This window comes from Micrococcus sp. GPGPB33 (assembly GCF_037853785.1).
Lineage (GTDB): Bacteria > Actinomycetota > Actinomycetes > Actinomycetales > Micrococcaceae > Micrococcus > Micrococcus luteus.
Genome location: NZ_JAQMWO010000002.1, coordinates 671,802 through 690,577, shown reverse-complemented (window position 1 = coordinate 690,577; position 18,776 = coordinate 671,802). Strand labels below are relative to the sequence as shown.

Annotated in this window: 16 protein-coding genes; 5 read left to right on the top strand and 11 right to left on the bottom strand. The window is 72.2% G+C overall.

Annotated elements, in window-relative coordinates:
- Positions 1 to 22 precede the first annotated feature (22 nt).
- From POD19_RS03290 to POD19_RS03280, 3 genes are all read right to left on the bottom strand, one after another.
- The gene (locus POD19_RS03290; RefSeq protein ID WP_340309302.1) at positions 23 to 2,161 is read right to left on the bottom strand and encodes an acyltransferase family protein; all 2,139 of its coding nucleotides are present in this window, start codon (positions 2,159 to 2,161) and stop codon (positions 23 to 25) included.
- 143 nt (positions 2,162 to 2,304) lie between these two features.
- Positions 2,305 to 2,604, bottom strand: coding sequence for a DUF7218 family protein (locus POD19_RS03285; RefSeq protein ID WP_144819836.1), 300 nt, complete (start codon positions 2,602 to 2,604; stop codon positions 2,305 to 2,307).
- Between the two features lie 52 nt (positions 2,605 to 2,656).
- Positions 2,657 to 4,108 (bottom strand): CCA tRNA nucleotidyltransferase, encoded by a 1,452-nt coding sequence (locus POD19_RS03280; RefSeq protein ID WP_255843680.1) that lies wholly within the window; start codon positions 4,106 to 4,108, stop codon positions 2,657 to 2,659.
- 104 nt (positions 4,109 to 4,212) lie between these two features.
- Between POD19_RS03280 and POD19_RS03275 the strand changes: the two genes are divergently transcribed.
- From POD19_RS03275 to trxA, 5 genes are all read left to right on the top strand, one after another.
- Positions 4,213 to 4,827, top strand: a complete 615-nt coding sequence (locus tag POD19_RS03275; protein WP_445299764.1) for an NUDIX hydrolase — start codon at positions 4,213 to 4,215, stop codon at positions 4,825 to 4,827.
- Positions 4,828 to 4,830: 3 nt separating this feature from the next.
- A complete protein-coding gene (gene murJ, locus POD19_RS03270; protein WP_002857806.1) occupies positions 4,831 to 6,675 on the top strand; it encodes a murein biosynthesis integral membrane protein MurJ in 1,845 nt (614 codons plus the stop codon).
- A gap of 65 nt (positions 6,676 to 6,740) precedes the next feature.
- Complete coding sequence (locus POD19_RS03265; protein ID WP_340309300.1) at positions 6,741 to 8,861, top strand: hypothetical protein; 2,121 nt, start codon at positions 6,741 to 6,743, stop codon at positions 8,859 to 8,861.
- A gap of 148 nt (positions 8,862 to 9,009) precedes the next feature.
- Positions 9,010 to 10,011: a thioredoxin-disulfide reductase gene (gene trxB, locus POD19_RS03260; protein WP_340309299.1), complete on the top strand. Its 1,002-nt coding sequence runs from the start codon at positions 9,010 to 9,012 to the stop codon at positions 10,009 to 10,011.
- Between the two features lie 31 nt (positions 10,012 to 10,042).
- Positions 10,043 to 10,432, top strand: coding sequence for a thioredoxin (gene trxA, locus POD19_RS03255; RefSeq protein WP_327036762.1), 390 nt, complete (start codon positions 10,043 to 10,045; stop codon positions 10,430 to 10,432).
- A gap of 117 nt (positions 10,433 to 10,549) precedes the next feature.
- Here trxA and POD19_RS03250 read toward each other — a convergent pair whose 3' ends face one another.
- The 8 genes from POD19_RS03250 to rpmH all read right to left on the bottom strand — a co-directional run bounded on the left by POD19_RS03250 (position 10,550) and on the right by rpmH (position 18,696).
- Complete coding sequence (locus POD19_RS03250) at positions 10,550 to 11,923, bottom strand: ParB/RepB/Spo0J family partition protein (protein WP_340309298.1); 1,374 nt, start codon at positions 11,921 to 11,923, stop codon at positions 10,550 to 10,552.
- A gap of 2,508 nt (positions 11,924 to 14,431) precedes the next feature.
- On the bottom strand, positions 14,432 to 15,379 hold the full coding sequence (locus POD19_RS03245) for a ParA family protein (RefSeq protein WP_002856435.1): 948 nt from the start codon (positions 15,377 to 15,379) through the stop codon (positions 14,432 to 14,434).
- Positions 15,380 to 15,453: 74 nt separating this feature from the next.
- Complete coding sequence (gene rsmG, locus POD19_RS03240; protein ID WP_080556411.1) at positions 15,454 to 16,179, bottom strand: 16S rRNA (guanine(527)-N(7))-methyltransferase RsmG; 726 nt, start codon at positions 16,177 to 16,179, stop codon at positions 15,454 to 15,456.
- A complete protein-coding gene (locus POD19_RS03235) occupies positions 16,172 to 16,756 on the bottom strand; it encodes a Jag family protein (protein ID WP_340309297.1) in 585 nt (194 codons plus the stop codon). The genes rsmG and POD19_RS03235 overlap by 8 nt, the downstream gene beginning before the upstream one ends.
- Positions 16,757 to 16,758: 2 nt before the next feature.
- On the bottom strand, positions 16,759 to 17,757 hold the full coding sequence (gene yidC / locus POD19_RS03230; protein WP_340309296.1) for a membrane protein insertase YidC: 999 nt from the start codon (positions 17,755 to 17,757) through the stop codon (positions 16,759 to 16,761).
- Between the two features lie 5 nt (positions 17,758 to 17,762).
- Positions 17,763 to 18,131 (bottom strand): membrane protein insertion efficiency factor YidD, encoded by a 369-nt coding sequence (yidD, locus tag POD19_RS03225; RefSeq protein ID WP_340309295.1) that lies wholly within the window; start codon positions 18,129 to 18,131, stop codon positions 17,763 to 17,765.
- The gene (rnpA, locus tag POD19_RS03220; RefSeq protein ID WP_340309294.1) at positions 18,132 to 18,530 is read right to left on the bottom strand and encodes a ribonuclease P protein component; all 399 of its coding nucleotides are present in this window, start codon (positions 18,528 to 18,530) and stop codon (positions 18,132 to 18,134) included.
- A 28-nt stretch (positions 18,531 to 18,558) separates the two neighbouring features.
- Positions 18,559 to 18,696, bottom strand: coding sequence for a 50S ribosomal protein L34 (gene rpmH, locus POD19_RS03215; RefSeq protein ID WP_002856443.1), 138 nt, complete (start codon positions 18,694 to 18,696; stop codon positions 18,559 to 18,561).
- Positions 18,697 to 18,776 lie beyond the last annotated feature (80 nt).

The window sequence follows — 18,776 nt, the reverse complement described above, 5'->3', positions numbered from 1 at the left end:
CGCGGCGCCCCGGCCACCGCGCTCAGCGCCGCGCGCCGAGCCGGTCCTCGATGGTGAGCCGGACGAGCTGGGCGTATATGGCCTGGCCGTCGGCGCGGGGGTGCACGCCGTCGGCGGAGAAGTCCGTGACGTGCTGCTTCGCCGCGGCGTCCCAGTCCGCCAGGACGATCCGGTCCGGGTGGGCCTTGGCCTGCGCCTCCATCTGCACCTGCACGTCCGCGATCCAGTCCATCGGGCCGTGCGGCACCACGAGCACGAGCAGCCGGTCCTCGCCGACGGCCGCCAGGATCTTCTCCCAGTCGCCCCGGTGGGTGGTGCCATTGGCGCCCAGGGCCACCACGACGACGTCGCTCAGCTGGCCGTCCGCCTTGAGCTTCTCGAGCTCGTCCGCGGCGTCCCAGATCTGGTAGCCCACCTCCGCCTCCAGCAGCATCCCCGGCAGCTGGTCCATGAGCTTTGGCGCGGCCGAGAGCGAGACGGAGTCGCCGATCAGGGTGACGTCCGGGCCGAGCTCGGACGGCGGCAGGGCCGCGGTGAGCTGCTCCTTGGAGTACGTGGGGCGCGCGACGGCCGGGTCGCCGAGCCCGAGCCCGGACGGCTCGGCGGACGATCCGGGCGAGGACGTCGCGCCGGCCGAGTCCTCCGCGTCCCCGGGGGCGGCCGAGCCGGGTGCCCCCGAGGCCGACGCCTCGGCCCGCTTCGACTGCTCCGCCGCCCGGGACTCGCGGGCCGCCTGCTGCGCCGCCTCGGCGGCCTTGAGGGACTCCTCCGCCTGGGCGATGTCCTGCTCCAGCTGCGTCTGCGCGGGCGAGTGCACCACGGCGGCCACGGCCGCCGCGGGCACGGCCACGAGCCCCAGCGCCGTGGCGGCGGCCGCGAGCCGGCCGATCGGCCCGGCCCCGCCCGTGAACGCCCGCCGCGCGGCCGCGCCCCAGCGGCCGAAGGCGCCCCTGAACCCCTCGTGGAGGATGGGCTCCTCGATCAGCCGGGTGCTCAGGTCGGCGATCAGGGCGGTCAGCAGCAGGATCGCGCCGGCGGCCACGGGCTCGACCCACCCGGGGGCGTCCACGGGCACCATCACGCGCATGATCACGAGCAGCGGCCAGTGCCACAGGTACGCGGCGTAGGAGCGGCGCCCCCACCAGCGCAGGAACCCGTTGCCCAGCACGCGCGAGAGCGAGTCGCGCCGGTCGCCCTGCACGACGTGCCAGACGATGAACGCGACGACGGCGGACAGGCCCGCCAGCACCCCGCGGTACGTGCTCGCGTGGCCGCCGTCGACCAGGGCGAAACCCGCCGCGAGCACCGCCACGGCGCCCCACGCGACGGCCACCCGCCTGATCGAGGTCCGCGGCTCGGGGCCGCCGTGCTCGGGCCGGGGCACGTGGGCCAGGCCGATCGCCACGCACGCGCCGAACAGCAGGCCGAAGGCGTGGGTGTCCGTGCCGAAGTAGAGGCGGGCCTGCTCGAACCCGTGCCACGAGCCCCAGGCCATCCACGCCGCGGAGGCCACGGCCACGACCGCGACCACCAGGATGCGACGTCGGTCCGCCACCCGCCCCGAGTTCACCGTGCTGCGCGGCGGCCAGGTGAGCAGGAGCAGCCCCCAGAGGAGCAGGGGCCAGAGGATGTAGAACTGCTCCTCGATCGCCAGGGACCACAGGTGCTCGAACAGTGGCGGCGAAGCGCGGTTGAAGTAGTCCCCGCCCTGCAGGATCATCACCCAGTTGCTGGTGTAGGTCAGGGCGCCGAACCATTGGCGGCCCAGGCCCGCGGGGAACTCGTCCACCGCCAGCCACGCGAGCGCGGTGGTGCCCACGAGCGCCATCAGCATGGCCGGGATGAGTCGCCGGACGCGCTTCATCCAGAAGGTGCCCAGCGCCACGCCCCGGCCCGCGTCCACACCACGGACCAGGCCGGTGGTGATGAGGAAGCCGGAGAGCACGAAGAACATGTCCACGCCCACGAACCCGCCGCGCAGGAAGGTGGGCCAGGCGTGGAAGACGAGCACGGCGAGCACCGCGATCCCCCGCAGCCCGTCGAGGGCGGTGACCCGTCCGGGGCCGCGACTGACCCGCGTGCCGACCTTGACGGCGGGCACGCCGTCCTGGGGCGGCAGGGCATGGCGGGGCGCGGACGCGGTGCGCTGGTCGGAACTCACAGCGGTCGATCATCCCATCCGAACCTGGATGGGCCAAAGCCTCCGGCCATCCCCACCCGCCCCCACCGCGTTGGGGGCGGTTTCCGGCGGTATTCCCCTCCCAAAGCACCGGTTTCCGCCCCGGAAGCGGGGGCGGGCGCCGGTCAGTGGTTGCGCAGCGCCTCGATGAGCTCGTCCTTGGTCATGGTGGAGCGGCCCTCGATGTCGAGCTCGCGGGCCCGCTTCGCGAGCTCGTCCTTGGTCCAGTCCTCGTAGGAGCCGGCCTCGCCACCGCGCTCGGCGACCTCGTCCCGGCCGTCCCGGGCGGACGCGTTGGCGATCCGCGCGGCCTTCTCCTCGCTCGCGCCCTCGCGGCGCAGCGCCTCGTAGACCTCGGGGTCCTTGATGCTGGAGGTGCCGGGGCCCATGGGAGCGCCGTTCTTCTCGGTCTTCTTCTCAGCCATGCGGCCAGTGTGGTCCCGGCCCGACGACGGGTGGAAGGTCCGCCGCGCCGCCTCAGTCCTGCTGGGCCTCCGGCTGCTCGGCCCACCAGCGCCGCAGCTCCGCCTCGGCCACGGCCTGCTCGTGCGGGCCCTCGTCGAGGCGCCACTCGAGCAGGTGGGTGTACGCCCGGCCCACCACCGGGCCCGGGCGGATCCCCAGCAGCGCCATGATCTGCTGCCCGTCCAGATCCGGCCGCACGGCGGCGAGCTCCTCGGCCTCGGCGATCTCGGCGATGCGCCGCTCGAGGTCGTCGTACGCGTGGGCCAGCCGCTCGGCCTTGCGCCGGTTGCGGGTGGTCACGTCCGAGCGGGTCAGCGCGTGCAGGCGGGGCAGCAGATCGCCGGCGTCGTGCGCGTACCGGCGGACAGCGGAGTCGGTCCAGCCGGCGTCGCCGTAGCCGTAGAACCGCATGTGCAGCTCCACCAGACGGGCCACCGCCTTGATGGTGTCGTTGTCGAACTTCAGGGCACGCAGCCGCTTGCGGACGAGCTTGGCCCCCACGGTCTCGTGGTGCCGGAAGGTGACGGCCCCGCCCTTCTCGAAGCGGCGCGTGGCCGGCTTGCCGACGTCGTGCAGCAGCGCCGCCAGGCGCAGCACGGGGTCGGGGGTCGACGGCGCGTACTCGCCCTCCAGCTCCATGGCCTGCTCCAGCACGGTCAGGGAGTGGGCGTAGACGTCCTTGTGGCGGTGGTGCTCGTCCGACTCGAGCTGCAGGGCGGGCAGCTCGGGCAGGACGTGGTCGGCCAGGCCGGTGCGCACGAGCAGGTCGAGGCCCGCGCGCGGGTGCGCCCCGCACACGAGCTTGACGAGCTCCTCGCGGACGCGTTCGGCGGAGATGATCGTGATCCGCTCGGCCATCGCGGTCATGGCCTGCTCCACCTCGGGGGCCACGGCGAAGCCGAGCTGGGAGGCGAAGCGGGCGGCGCGCATCATGCGCAACGGGTCGTCGGAGAAGGAGTCCTCGGGGGTGCCGGGGGTGCGCAGCACGCCGGCGTGCAGGTCCCGCATGCCGCCGAAGGGGTCCACGAGCTCGAGGGCGGGCAGGCGCAGGGCCATGGCGTTGACGGTGAAGTCGCGGCGCAGCAGGTCGTCCTCGAGGCTGTCGCCGAAGGCCACCTGCGGCTTGCGGCTGGCCGGGTCGTACTGCTCGGCCCGGTAGGTGGTGACCTCGAGCTGCCAGCCGGCCTTGCGGAAGCCGATGGTCCCGAACCGCCGCCCCACGTCCCACGTGGCGTCCGCCCAGCCGGCGCCGACGGCCTCGGACGCGTCCGGGTCGGCGTCCGTGGTGAAGTCCAGGTCCGGCGACGGCCGTCCCAGGAAGAGGTCGCGGACCGGGCCGCCCACCAGGGAGAGCTCATGGCCGGCGGCCTCGAACCTCCGCCCCAGCTCCACGACGACGGCGGGCAGGGTGGCGTCCGCGGGGAAGCCGGGGGGCAGCGCGTGGGTGGCGGTGGTCAGATCCATGATGCCTACAAGGGTGCCAGACGGTCCCGGCACGGGCCCGCGCGGGCCGGGCTAGAGTTGACGGCATGACCCGCCCCGATCCCTCCGCGCACCGGGGCGCCCCCCTGCCCTCCGCGCTGGGGGCGTGGCGTCGCCGGCCGCAGCCGCCTCTGCGCCCCGTCACCCCGGCCCCCGCGGGACCCCGTTCCGCCGCTGCCGCCTCCCTGCCCACGGTGGAGGAGGTCTCCGCCGGCGGCGTCATCGTCCGCGAGCACGACGGCGGCCTCGAGGTGGCCGTGATCGCCCGCTACAACCGCGGTGGCCGGCTCGAGTGGTGCCTGCCCAAGGGCCATCCCGAGGGCGAGGAGGACCACCGGCAGGCGGCGGTGCGCGAGGTGGAGGAGGAGACCGGGATCGCCGGCCACATCCTCGAGCCGCTCGGCGCGATCGACTACTGGTTCACGGTCGCCCAGCACCGCGTCCACAAGACCGTGCACCACTTCCTGCTGCGCGCCACGGGCGGCGAGCTGACCACGGAGAACGACCCGGACCACGAGGCCGTGGACGTCGCATGGGTGCGCCTCGAGGACGTCGCCCGCCGCCTCTCCTTCGCCAACGAGCGCCGGATCGTCGACCTGGCCCGCCAGGTGGTCGACCAGCACTTCCCCCGGGCCGTGCCCGGGGCCCCCGCCCCTGATCCGCCGCCCCCGGCACGGGGCCTTCCGACCACGATTGGGTGACCCTTGAGCAGCAGACCCGCCCCGCGCCGAGCGCAGGACCCCGCCCACGCCGGCGTCGCCGACGAGGAGCCGACGACGACGGACCCCGCCCCCGCCACGGATCCGGCCGCCGTGGACCCCGCGGACGAGACCCCCGAGGGCGAGCGCCGCGCCGGCCGGTCCACCGCGATCATGGCCTCCGGCACGCTCCTCTCCCGCGTGCTGGGCCTCGTCCGTGCGACGCTGGTGACGGTGGCGATCGGCCTGTCCGCGGACATGGCCGACATCTTCGAGATCGCCAACTCCCTGCCGAACGTGATCTACCTGCTCCTGGTGGGCGGCGTGTTCAACGTCGTGCTCGTGCCGCAGCTGATCAAGCACGCCCGCGACGCCGACCGGGGCGCGGACTACACCTCCCGCCTGATGACGCTCGGCACGCTCGTGATGCTTGCCGGCACGGTGGTGGTCATGCTGGCGGCGGCCCCGCTCATGACGGCCCTGACCCGCGGCTGGTCGCCGGAGAAGCTCGAGATGGCCACCGTGTTCGCCCTGTGGTGTCTGCCCCAGGTGTTCTTCTACGGCATGTACGCGCTGGTGGGGCAGGTGCTCAACGCCAACGGGCGCTTCGGCGCCTACATGTGGGCGCCGGTGCTGAACAACGTCGTCGCGATCGGCGCGATCGTGCTGTACCTGGGCATGTTCGGGGCGTACCGGGCCGGGGACGACCTCGCCGGGTGGACGAGCGCACAGACGGTCGTGCTGGCCGGCGGCCACACCCTGGGCGTCGTGCTGCAGGCCGTGATCCTCTTCCTGCCGCTGCGCGGGCTCGGCCTGGGTCTGCGCCCGCGGTTCGGCTGGAAGGGGATCGGCCTGCGGGACACCGGCCGGATCGCCGGGTACACCCTGATCACGATGGTCGCCACGAACGTGGTGCTCCTGCTGTGCCAGCGGTACGTCACCTCCGCCACGGAGGCCCGCGACCGCGGCGAGCTGCGCATCCCGGGCACCGAGACCTGGAGCGCCGAGATGGCGCAGGCGGCCATCCCCGGCGTGGCCGCGTACAACATGGCGATGCTGATGGCCGTGCTGCCCCATTCGGTGTTCGTGCTCTCCCTGGCCACCGTGCTCTTCAACCGGTTGGCCCGCGCCATGGGCCGCCAGGACATGTCCGCGGTGCGGCGCACGACGGCGCAGGGTCTGCGCGCGTTCACCGTGCCGCTGATGTTCTGCCTGGCCGGCGTGGTGGTCCTGGCGGGCCCCCTGGGCCGCGTCTTCGGCTCGACGGCCGAGACGGCGATGGTGGCCGGCGTCGCGGTGGGCTCGGTCCTGCTCGCGCTGGCGCTGTCCATCCCGTTCCGCTCGGGCTCCTTCTACCTGCTGCGCGTGTTCTACGCCGCCGAGGACGCCAAGGTGCCGATGGTGGTCCAGGTCAGCGGCTCGCTCCTGATGCTGCTGCTCTCGTGGGCGGGCGCGATGCTGCTGCCGCTGTGGTCCATGGCCCTGTGGGTCGCGGTCGCCTCGTCCGTCTCGTACGTCTACCAGTTCGTCCTGACCCATGTGCTCACCGTGCGCCGGTTCGGGGACTACGGCCTCGCATCCGTGCTGCGCGCCCACGTCCAGACCGGCCTGGCCGCGCTGGCCGCGGCGGCCGCGGGCGTCGTCGTCGTGTGGCTGCTGGGCGGGTACACCGGCGGGTTCGCGTGGAACTCCATCGGGACGGCGCTGCTCACGTGCGCGGTGGCGGCCGTGGCGATGGGTCCGGTGTACCTGATGGTGCTGCGGGCCATGCGGTTCCCCGAGCTGGACGACGCCCTCCGGCCGCTCGTCGCCCGCGTGCCGGCGCTGGGTCGTCTGCTGCGCGTCGGCTGATCCCTGGCCGCAGCGGCCTCGCCACGTATCATCTGATTCCGACCCCGTCGTCAGGAGAAGAGCTCGTGCCCCAGCCCATCGCCGTCGGCGCCGTCCTGGGCGGCCGCTATCGCATCACCCAGCACGTGGTGACGTCCGCGGACCAGGACATGGTGTTCCTGGGCACGGACCAGGTGCTCAACCGCCACGTCACCGTGCTCGTGGCCTCCCGTGAGAACGCCACGCAGGTGGCCTCGTCCGCGCGGGAGCTGGCCACGGGCGAGCGCACCGACGACGTGCAGGTGCTCGACCTGGGGCTGTCCGAGGGCCGCACGTACCTGATCGCCGGCGGGGACCCCGACCCGGACGTCCTGCTGGGTCTGGCGTACCCGCAGGAGCTGTACGTGGAGCCGTTCCAGACGGACAGCCTCGGCTCCGAGCTGTTCGGCGAGTCGCGGACCGGAGACCCCCACGCCTACGACGACGACGAGGCGTACTACACCGACCTCGACCGCCGGCTCCGCGCGGACGAGGACGAGGCCCAGCGTCGTCCCGGGTTCCTGAACCGCCTCTCCGAGCGCCTCGCCGAGCGGGTCCGTCCCTCCGACGGCACCGCGGCGAAGGCGGCCGCCGGGGCGTCGGCCCTGGCCGCGGCGGACGCCGCCACCCGGAAGCAGCAGGAGGAGCGCGAGCGCGCGGAGCGGGAGGCCGCCGAGCGTGCAGAACGCGAGCGCAAGGAGGCCGAGGAGAAGGCACGCGCCGAACGGGAGGCCTCGGAGCGGGCCGAGCGGGAGCGCAAGGAAGCCGCCGAACGCGCAGAACGCGAGCGTCGGGAGGCGGAGGAGCGTGCCGAGGAGGAGCGCCGCGCCGAGGCCGAGCGCGCCCGTCGCCAGGCGGAGCAGGAGGCTGAGGAGCGGGCCGCGCGCGAGCGGGAGGCCGAGCAGGCCCGGCTGGCCGCGGAGCGGGAGGAGGCCGAGCGCCGCGAGCTCGAGCGCCGGGCCGAGGCCCGCCGTCGTGCCGAGGAGGAGCGGGCCCGGGAGGCCGAGCGGCGCGAGGCTGAGAAGCGCGCGGCCCAGGAACGCGAGGCCGCGGAGCGCGAGGCTGAGAAGCGCGAGGCCCAGGCGGGCACCGCCGCACTCCCGGCTGTCGCGGCGGGTGCCGCCGCCGCGCAGGCCACCGACGCCGATGCCGACGGGGCCACGCCGCCCACCGAGCCCGTCGAGCCCGTCGAGCCCGTGGCGGCCGAGAAGACCGACGCGCCGGAGCCGGTCGCCCCGGACACCGAGGCGATCCCCGTGCGGCGCCAGCGACCCGTCCCCCGCCGAGCGATCGCGGCCGAGTCCGCGCCGCCCGTCCACGAGGAGTCCCGCGGCACGGCGGCGCCGGTGGCTGCCGGGGCCGCAACGGGGGCCACCGCGGCGGCTGCCGGTTCGACGTCCGCCGCCGCGGCTCCGGATGCCCTGGCCGCCCCGGCCACCACCGGGGGCGGCGACGGCGCCACGGTGGCCGACCCGGGCGACGGCAACGGCCGCACGCGCGGCGGCGGTCCGCTGGCCCTGCTCCTCGTGCTCGGCCTGCTGGCGGCACTCGTCGTGGGCGGGGTGCTGCTGGCCCATAACCTGCGCGGCGGGCCGGCCCCGCAGGCCGCGTCGTCCGAGTCCGCGTCGTCCGAGTCCGCATCGGACACCCCGTCGCCGTCGGAGAGCACCAGCCCCTCCCCCACCCCGACCAGCGAGAGCGCCGCGGCCGCCCCGCAGCCCGTCCAGGCCCTGCGCTCGGTGCCGGACCTGCCGGAGCACGAGGCCGAGCACGACGCGGACCTGCCCAACCTCATCGACGGCGACCCCACCACCGTGTGGCGCACCTTCGCCTACACGCGGCCGAACTTCGGCGGCTATGTGGAGAGCATGAACCTCGTGGTCCAGCTCGAGGACCGCACCGAGGTGAACGAGGTGACCCTGCAGAGCACGGGGGCCACCGGCGGCGCCTGGTTCGCCTACATCGCCGACTCCCCCGAGGGCGCGAACGCCAAGGAGATCGGCAACGGCACCTTCGACCAGAACACCGTTTCCATCCCCGTGCCCTTCGAGGGCGCCGAGGCCGAGGCCGAGTACGTGATCGTCAGCCTCACCTCGCTGCCCCAGCTGGAGGGCTCGACGTCGGACCTCCCGTTCGGCCTGCGCCTCGGCGAGATCGCCGTCCGCTGACCCCGCGCCCGGGCGACGGCGCGCCGGACCTTCCGGCCGCCGTCGCCGGACGTCGCTGCACCGCGGCCCCGGCACCGCGGAATACCCGCCCGTGGCTCCGCCGTTGTCCTGGAGGAGCGTCCACCACCCCGATCCACTGGAGGAACCCGTGGCCCCCACCGCCCAGGACCAGAGCGTCCACAACGTCGTGATCGTCGGATCCGGCCCCGCCGGATACACCGCGGCGATCTACACCGCCCGCGCCGAGCTCTCCCCGGTCCTGGTGGCCGGGGCGGTGACCGCGGGCGGCGAGCTGATGAACACCACCGAGGTGGAGAACTTCCCGGGCTTCCCGGAGGGTGTGCAGGGGCCCGAGCTGATGGCGAACCTCGAGGCCCAGGCCCGCCGGTTCAACACGGAGGTCGTCTACGACGACGTCGTGCAGGCCGACCTGACGTCGAACCCCAAGGTGCTCACGCTCGGCGACGGCACCCAGCTGCGCACCCACGCGGTCATCCTCACGACCGGCTCCGCCTACCGGAAGCTCGGCGTTCCCGGCGAGGAGCGCCTCTCCGGCCACGGCGTCAGCTGGTGCGCCACGTGCGACGGCTTCTTCTTCCGCGAGCAGGAGATCGCGGTCGTGGGCGGCGGCGACTCCGCCATGGAGGAGGCCCTGTTCCTCACGAAGTTCGCGTCCAAGGTGACCGTGCTGGTCCGCAAGGACGAGCTGCGCGCCTCCAAGGTGATGGCCCACCGTGCCATGGAGAACGAGAAGATCGAGTTCCGCTGGAACACCGAGGTCACGGAGGTGACGGGTGACGACAAGGTCAACACCCTCCGCCTGCGGGACACCCGCACCGGCGAGGCGTCCACGCTGGACGTGACCGGCCTGTTCGTCGCCATCGGCCAGGACCCGCGCACGGACCTGGTGCAGGGCCAGGTGGAGCTCACGCAGCACGGCACCATCCGCATCGACCATCCGTCCTCGCGGACCTCCCAGCCGGGCGTCTTCGCCGCCGGCGACGTCACGGACCACACCTACCGCCAGGCCATCACCGCCGCCGGCTCGGGCTGCGTGGCCGCCCAGGACGTGGAGCACTACCTCGCGACCGTGGCCGATGTGGAGGAGGCCGCGCCGGCCGGCCCGGAGTCGGACGCGAACCCGGCATGAGCCACTGACTCATGACCCCTGACAGAGCGTCATGAGTCATGTCGATAACACCCCTGTCCACCCTCGTCAGACACAGAACAACCCCCAGGAGGCTGCCATGAGCACCATCACCGTCACCGACGCCGACTTCGACCAGAAGGTCCTCCAGTCCGAGCTGCCCGTCCTCGTGGACTTCTGGGCCGAGTGGTGCGGCCCGTGCCGCATGCTCGGGCCCGTCCTGGAGGACATGGCCGTGGAGCACGAGGGCAAGGCCGTGATCGCCAAGCTCAACGTGGACGAGAACCCGGCCATCGCCGCGCGCTACGGCGTCACCTCCATCCCGCTCGTCGTGGGCTTCCAGAACGGCGAGAAGGTCGCCGAGTCCGTGGGCGCCAAGCCCAAGGCCGCGCTGGAGAAGGAGTTCTCGGCCCTGCTCGGCTGAGCCCCTCCCCCACTCACCACGACGGCCCCGTCACCCGAAAGGGTGGCGGGGCCGTCGTGCGTCGATCTTCAGGACCCGCGGCGGGTGCCCGTGGACGCCGTCCGCGGGAAGTCCGGATCAGGACTTCTTGCCCTTCCCCTTGCCGTCCTGACCGCCCTGGATGAGGTCCATGATGCGGTTCAGGTCCTCCACGGTGGTGAAGTCGATGGCGATGCGACCCTTGCGCGCGCCGAGGGTGATCTTCACGGCGGTGTCCAGGCGGCTGGTGAGCGCGGTGGCGTAGTGGTCCAGGCGCTCGTGGCGGGCGTCGTCCGTGCTGCGCCGCGGCGTGCGGCCCGGCCGGAGCCCGCCCTGCAGCTGCGCGACCGCCTCCTCCGTGGCCCGGACGGACAAGCCCTCCGACTGGATCCGCTGCGCCAGACGCTCCATGTCCGACGGGTCCGTGAGTCCGAGCAGCGCACGAGCATGGCCGGCCGAGAGCGTGCCGGCGGCCACGCGGCGCTGCACGAGGGGCGGCAGCTTGAGCAGCCGCAGCGTGTTGGAGATCTGCGGACGGGAGCGGCCGATGCGCTGGGACAGCTCCTCCTGCGTGCAGGCGAAGTCCTCCATGAGCTGCTGGTAGGCGGCGGCCTCTTCGAGCGGGTTCAGCTGGGAGCGGTGCAGGTTCTCCAGCAGAGCATCCCGCAGGAGGTCCTGGTCCGGGGTCTGGCGGACGATCGCCGGGATGGTGTCCAGGCCGGCCTTCTGGGTGGCGCGCCACCGGCGCTCGCCCATGATCAGCTCATAGGGGGTGGGGCCGTCCACCTCGCGCACGACGATCGGCTGCAGGATGCCGACCTCGCGGATCGAGGTGACCAGTTCCGCCATGTGGTCCTCGTCGAACACCTCACGCGGCTGCCGCGGGTTGGGGTGGATGTCCCCCACCGGGATCTCCCGCAGGACCGCGATGTCTGCGGACACGGTCCCCTCGGTCGCGGCGGACTCAACGCTCGAGTCCGCCGGTTCCTTCCTCGACGACGTCGCGGAGGTTGGACGCTTGCTGGGCGCCTTCACCGTCGGCATGGCCGGACGCCCCTTGGTCGACCGCGCCGCAGGTGCATCCTCGGAGTCTGCGGAGAAGAACACGTCGACGGGACGCTGCGCGGGTCGCGAGACACGCTTCGACGGGGTGGTCCCTGCCTTCGTGGCTGACGCGGTGCCCCGGCCAGTCGTGGACGTTGATTTCGAGACCTGAGCGGCGCCGCCCGTGGTCTTTCTCTGGGAGGCCGACGGGACAGGCTCGCTGGGCTCCCCTGACGTCTCGGTCGTCGCGGTGCTCCGCGTCGATGTCATGGTGGTCTCCTCTGCCGCGCCGGCCTTCGGGCCGCTCTTCGCCGGCGTCGGAGAGTCCTTCGGGGAGGGTGCCTCGGCGTTCTCTTCCGGGGCTTCTACAGTGCTCTGGATCAGGGCGCCGAGGCCTCGCCCCAGGCCTCCTCGACGGCTCGTCTTCAACGGGTCCTCCTGCAGTGAGTGGGTCTGCGATCAGTGTAGGTGAGCGGCTCGGTCTCGTTGGTCCCGGGCGGCGGAAAGACACTCCTCGAGGTGCTCTGGCCCTGACCGCCGGGGGGCGCGCGAGGGCCTGACACGTGCAAGGGGCGCGGCGAGGTTCGGGCCTCGGTTCTGGGGTGAGACGTCCGTATTGGGCCCGGACGGCAGGATGTGGGCGCGCGGACAGCACCTGCCGCGAGCGTGAGTGTTTCACGTGGAACACTCCGAGTGGGGGCGCTTCGAAAGGGTGCCGCTGCAATCCTCAAGACCTCCTCGTGTTCCCTCTCGAGGTTCACTCGTTTCACATGAAACGCGAGCCCGCGTCGACGAGCGGACGGTATCAGAATCACAGTCGTTCAGTTTTTTTTCATGTGCTCCCCGGCCGATCAGCCCTCCGTGCGGACGGTACTCAGATCGCTGGCTACCCGCATGATGATGTGCTTCATCGGACGCGCAATGGCGGACCAGCAGCGAAGCACTCGTCCCACTTCCCCGCGGTGTGATGTGAACACTCGAATCGCCGAACGGATGAGCTCGGCCTACTCGTCGCTTCGCCGTCAGTGCTTCCTCACACCCGCGCAGCTCACGAATTGAACGCTGCTTCACCATCCGCGTTTCACGTGAAACACGGACGAGTCTGTCATCCAAGTACGACATGAGTTCGGGTGGGCCACGTGCTCGCTCACCCGCGGGTTAGTGCCACATTCCTGCGCCATTCTCGGTCAGCTCGCTCCCGGCACGGATCGTGTGCTCCCTGGATCGCCTGGGATTGTGACCTCGCGGCACGGCGCTTTCACCCGAAGCTCGTTTCACGTGAAACGTATCGTTCGAAGATTCGACCATGCACTCGTGCCACGGAAGTCCGCCCACGAGCGGGTTGCATTCAGACGCCGGCGTCCATAGGAAACGTGAGATGCGTTCGAGGTTCAGACTCCTCGCGCTGCTGACGTCGTGACCCGGGCGCGTCGAGCGTCGGACGTCGGTCGTTCGGTTTCACGTGAAACGTGGCGGCGTACTGGGCACGAACGCCGGGTCGCGGGTCCCATGTCGCGCAGCTTGCACCGACTTGTGCCGTTGACCGTACTGTTCGATGTAGTCGCTGCCGTCAGCAGCGGCCGTACAGTCATATGGCAGGCCCTTCCGCCCGACAGACCGGACCCATTCCTCCCGTCTGCCCATTCCGCCCATTAAGGTTCACGTCCGACTCGTGTGGAACCGGGTCTTCACCCGTCCGTCCGCACGCGGCTCCCTCCAGGGATCGACGCTAGATCTACGCGCGAGCATCGTGTTTCACGTGAAACCCCCGGCGACCGGCCGATTACTCGACGCCCTGGTTCCCACGTCGCTGCAAGACAGAACCACACGGCCCGCCCCATCCCGCACGGAGCCGCCGCGGGCTCCCCGGGGGCCTCCACCGCAGTCACCATTCACACGCCGTCCCCGTGCCCAGCCGTCAGACGCCACAGGAGACTGAGCAGGGCTCATCAACACCGCAGAGGCATCTACGGCCGCACACCTAAGACGTCCTTTGTCCACAGATACTGTCCACATATCAACATCGACGTCCGCTGGTGACCACGTCAAGACGCCTGTTGGCCAGTTCAACCACTTGTCTCTGTATACATTGGGGGCACACGACCGCTCTTCCTCACTGGAGGCTCTCTTTCTCCGCACACAGGAATGCACAGCAGAACTGTCCTTCAGGCGCCGCCAATCGGCCCCTTCTATTCAGTCGAATCGCAGCAGTCCACCACGCCGCTGACGTCTTGCTCTCGCACACGCTGACGACAGACCGGCCGCGCGCCTCGCGACGACACCACGGCTCGAGCTCTGCTCTGTCCCCCGATTCCCTGCACGTCACCGACGGCGAGGTGGTCTGACCGTGGGGGAGAGGGGGCACCCAGTCACAGCACCCGGCCTGCTCGCTGGCTGCATCCTCGAGGCTGCAGCGCACCCGGGTGAAGGAGGAGGGACGGACCATGCCCTGCACGGCCGCGCCCGGCGGCCAGGACGTTCCCCACGCGTCGCGCAGCCCTCGCGGAGCACTTCAACGCAGCGTGCACCGCCGGCCATCACAGCCGCGGTCTCCGCCCCGCCGCCATGCCGTTCACCCCGTGAGTTCGTGCGTCGCGGCCCGCAGCTGCACCCAGGCCTCGCGACAGGTGCGCCTGGCCGGCGGCGGAGGGGCCGGGCCAGGGGAGGAGAGGGGAGCGCGTCAGACGGAAGCGGTCTACCATGGGCACCCCTCCCCATCGTCCCGCTGCGGCGGCACCACGCTCGCACCCTCCGAGAAGGTCGTTTCACGTGAAACACGAACTTCCGATATGCCCAGCGTTTCCGCTTGTCTTTTCACCCCTCACCTTCCGGGCCGCACTTACTCGCGACGAAGCCCGCCGGGGGTTCGATCCCTCCGGCGGGCCCCAGCGTCGTCAGCGGCGCCGTCCGGTGGCCGCAGCAGCGGCCGCCTGGGCGTCAGCCCTTCAGGGCCGTCGGCGCACCGCGGCCGGCGATCTCCGCGGCCGCCTCCCGGTACGCCACGGCGCCGGCCGAGGCCGGGTCGTAGGTCAGCACCGTCTGCTGATAGCTGGGGGCCTCGGAGATGCGGACGTTGCGGGGGATCGCGGTGTTCAGCAGCTGCTCCGGGAAGTGCGTCCGGACTTCCTCCGCCACCTGCACGGCGAGGTTGGTCCGCGCGTCGAACATCGTCAGCAGGATGGTGCTCACCTGGAGCCGCGGGTTCAGGTGCTTCTGGATCATCTGCACGTTCTTGAGCAGCTGGGAGAGGCCCTCGAGGGCGTAGTACTCGGCCTGGATCGGGATGAGCACCTCCTCGGCCGCCACGAACGCGTTGACCGTCAGCAGGCCCAGGGACGGCGGGCAGTCGATGAACACGTAGTCCAGCCGCTCCTGGCCGTCCTCCTCGCGCCAGGCGGTGTACGCCTCGAGCGCCCGCGACAGTCGCTGTTCGCGGGCCACCAGCGAGACCAGCTCGATCTCGGCACCGGCCAGGTCGATCGTCGCGGGCACCACCTGCAGGCCGTCCACATCCGGGGCGTCCTGCACGACGTCCTGGATCTCCATCTCGCCCAGGAGCACGTCGTACACGGAGGCCACGTCTCCGGTGTGGGGGATGTTCAGCGCGGTGGACGCATTGCCCTGCGGGTCGATGTCGACCACCATCACCCGCATGCCCGCGCGGGCGAGGGCCGCGGCGAGGTTGACCGTCGTCGTCGTCTTGCCGACGCCGCCCTTCTGGTTGGACGTCGTGAACACGCGGGTGCGGTCGGGGCGCGTCAGACGGCGACGCTGGAGCCGCGCGGGCTCCTCGGCGTCGGCGCCGCCCTTCTCGGCGGTCCGGCCGGTCCACTTCTGGCGCAGGGCCCTCCAGGCCCCACCCCGGCTCTCCTGCTCCTGCGCCATGCGGCTCTACCTCCTGGGTCGCGGGTGTGCGGATCTGCTGCCGCCCGGCCCGTCCCGTCCCGGTGGGGGAGGGGTCAGCGGGGACGCGCGCTGACGCGCACGACGGTGGTGGTCTCGGGCAGCAGGCCCTCGCCCACCGTGAGGATCTCGGGCTCGGCACCACCATACTTGCGCAGGACCTTGCGGGCGGCGGCGATCTCGTCGGCCGCGGAGCGGCCCTTGATGGCCAGCAGCTCCCCGGCGCCCTGCAGCATCGGCATGGTCAGCGGCACGAGGGTCTTCAGCGCGGACACGGCGCGGGCGGTCACGACGTCGACGTCGAGGTTTCCGGAGACCTGCTCGGCGCGGCCGCGGATCACGTCCACGTTCTCCAGGCCGAGGTCGGCGACCACCATGTCCAGCCACTCCACGCGCCGCTCGAGCGGCTCGATGAGCAGGAACTGGCAGTCGGGGCGCGCGAGCGCGAGGCACAGGCCGGGCAGGCCCGCGCCGGAGCCGACGTCGGCCACGAGCGCGCCCTGCGGGAGGAGCTCCTCGACCACGGCGCAGTTCAGGACGTGGCGCTCCCAGAGACGGGGCGCCTCGCGCGGGCCGATCAGGCCCCACTCGATGCCGGTGTCCGCCAGGTGGGCCACGTATGCCTCGGCCCGGGGGAGGGCCTCGCCGAACAGCTCGACGGCGGCCGGCCGCAGCGCATCGGTCAGCGGCGGCGCCGGCTGCCCCACGGGCGCGGGGCGGTCGCCCCGGTCCTGCGGATCCAGCCCGGGGCGCCGCTCGTAGGCCGAGCCCCGCTCAGTCATCGGCGGAGATGACCACGTGCCGGCGGGCGCCCTCGCCCTCCGACTCGGAGGTCAGGCCGGCGTCCGCGACGACGTCGTGGACGATCTTGCGCTCGTACGCGCCCATGGGCTCGAGGTGCACGGGACCCTCGCCGTCGCGGACGCGCTCGACGGCCGCCTGGGCGGCGGTGCGCAGGGCGACGTTGCGGCGCTCCCGGTGCCCGCAGACGTCCAGGATCAGCCGGGAGCGGTGCCCCGTGGCGGCGAGCACGGCCAGCCGGACGAGCTCCTGCAGGGCCTCCAGGGTGCGGCCGTCGGGGCCGACGAGGCCGTCCAGGCGCTCGTCGTGGTCCTCGGAGACGACGGACACGTACGTGCGCCCGTCGCGGACCTCGATGTCGATGTCCCCGTCCAGGTCCGCGATGTCGAGCAGCTCCTCGACGTAGTCCGCGGCGACGTCGCCCTCCTCCTCGAGGCGGCGCACCGCCTCCGAGACGGCGGCACCGTCCTGCTCCGCGACGCGAGAGCCCTGACCCACGGGGGTCTCGACGACGGCGTCCTCGGCCTCGGGGGCCGGGGTCACGTTCTCGGCGGACATGCTCACTTCCTCCTGCGGTTCTTGCGCTGGGGCTGGACGCGCTGACCCGACTGGCGGACGACCTCACCGTTCAGCACGGCACCGCCGCGGCCCGCCTGGGTGTGCGCGGACGAGGGCGTGGCCTCGGCGTTCGACACCTTCTGGCCCACGGGGGGCAGGCCCTTGGCGGCGCGGCGCTCGTTGAGCTCCTTCTCGGCGAGGGAGCCCGGGGTCGGGTTGTTGCGGATGATCCACCACTGCTGGCCGACGGCCCAGAAGTTGGAGTAGGTCCAGTACAGGAGCACGCCGATCGGGAAGTTGATGCCGCCGATGCCGAAGATCAGGGGCATGGCGTAGAGCATGACCTGCTGCGTCTGCATCATCGGGCCGGTGAGGGCCTGCTGCGTCATGTTCTTCGTCATGAGCATCTTCTGCATGAAGAACATCGAGCCCGACATGAGCAGGATCAGCACGATCGCCGTGATGATCACGGGCGTGCTGCCCGGCGCGCCCAGCGAGTTCATGAAGGTGTCCGACATGCGGGCGCCGAAGATCGTGGAGCCCTCGAAGGAGCGGATCTGGTCCGCGGACAGGGCGTCCATGGCCTCGCCGCGCTCGGCCGCGCCGCGGGCGCCGATCAGCACCTGGTAGAGCGCGAAGAAGAACGGCATCTGGATCAGCAGCGGCAGGCAGGCGGCGAACGGGTTCGCCTTGTGCTCCTTCATGAGGGCCTGCTGCTCCATGGCCATGGCCTGGCGGGAGAGCTGGTCCTTCTTGCCCTTGTACTTGGCCTGCAGCTTCTGCAGCTCCGGCTGGATGGCCTGCATGGCGCGCTGCGCCTTGATCTGCTTGACGAACAGCGGGATCAGCAGGGTGCGGATGAGCACCACCAGCAGGAGGATGGACAGGGCCCACGTCCAACCGGAGTCCGCGGACAGGCCCGCGAACTCCAGGACGCTGTGGAACGCCCCGAGCAGCCAGGACATCAGCCAGCGGAACGGGGAGAGGATGGCTTCGAACATGGGGGTCAATCCTCCTGCGGGAGATCAGGTGGGATGGGAGGGTGGTTCAGGGCGAGGATGCGCGGCTGCCGGCCCGGCGGCCAGCGCCGGTGCCCGGGCGGGACCGGGTCCACGCCCCCGTCGTTCCAGGGATGGCACCGGCCGATGCGCCGCGCCGCGAGCCACGACCCCTTCACCGCGCCGTGCACGTGCACGGCCTCCAGCCCGTAGGCGGAGCAGCTGGGGAAGAACCGGCACACGGGTCCGTACAGCGGGGAGACCACGGCCCGATAGACCGTGAGCAGGCCGGCCAGCAGCGCGGACGGCAGCGCGCGCAGCGGCCCCCACTCACGGGAGGGCTCGAGCACGACGAAGGGCGAGGGCATGACGGTCATCTACGCGTGCTCCGAGGCGGCGGGCAGGTGCGGCTTCAGGGCCTTGCCGAGCGCGCCGACGGTCTCGCGGCGCAGCAGCGCGTAGTCCGCCTCGGCGGCGGCCGGCAGCGCGCGGACCTGCACCAGAACCGGCAGGTCGCGCAGCGGGGGCAGGCGCATCTGATCCGCGACGACGGTGCGCAGCCGCCGCTTCACCCGGTTGCGGGTCACCGCGTTCCCCACGGCCTTGGACACGACGAACCCGGCCCGCGGCCGAGGGGCGCTCGGCGACGTGGACCGGGTCTGGTCGGGGTCCGTGGCGACGCTCACCACGACGGTGCGCCGACCCGCGCGGGTGCCGGTGCGACCGAGGTGACGGAACTCCGCGGGCGTGCGGACGCGACGGTCACGGGGCAGCACGGGGCGCGCCGTCCCTGGACCGACGTCCTCAGGCGGACAGCTCGGCGCGGTTCTTGCCGCGGCGAGCGGACAGGATGGCGCGGCCGGCGCGGGTGCGCATGCGGGCACGGAAGCCGTGCTTGCGGGCACGACGGCGGTTGTTGGGCTGGAACGTGCGCTTGGTCACTGTGATCTCTCCACGACGTGTTGTGTGCCTTCGACCGTCGACCTGAGCAGGTGGACCAGGGGGAAGGACCGGTGAGGCTC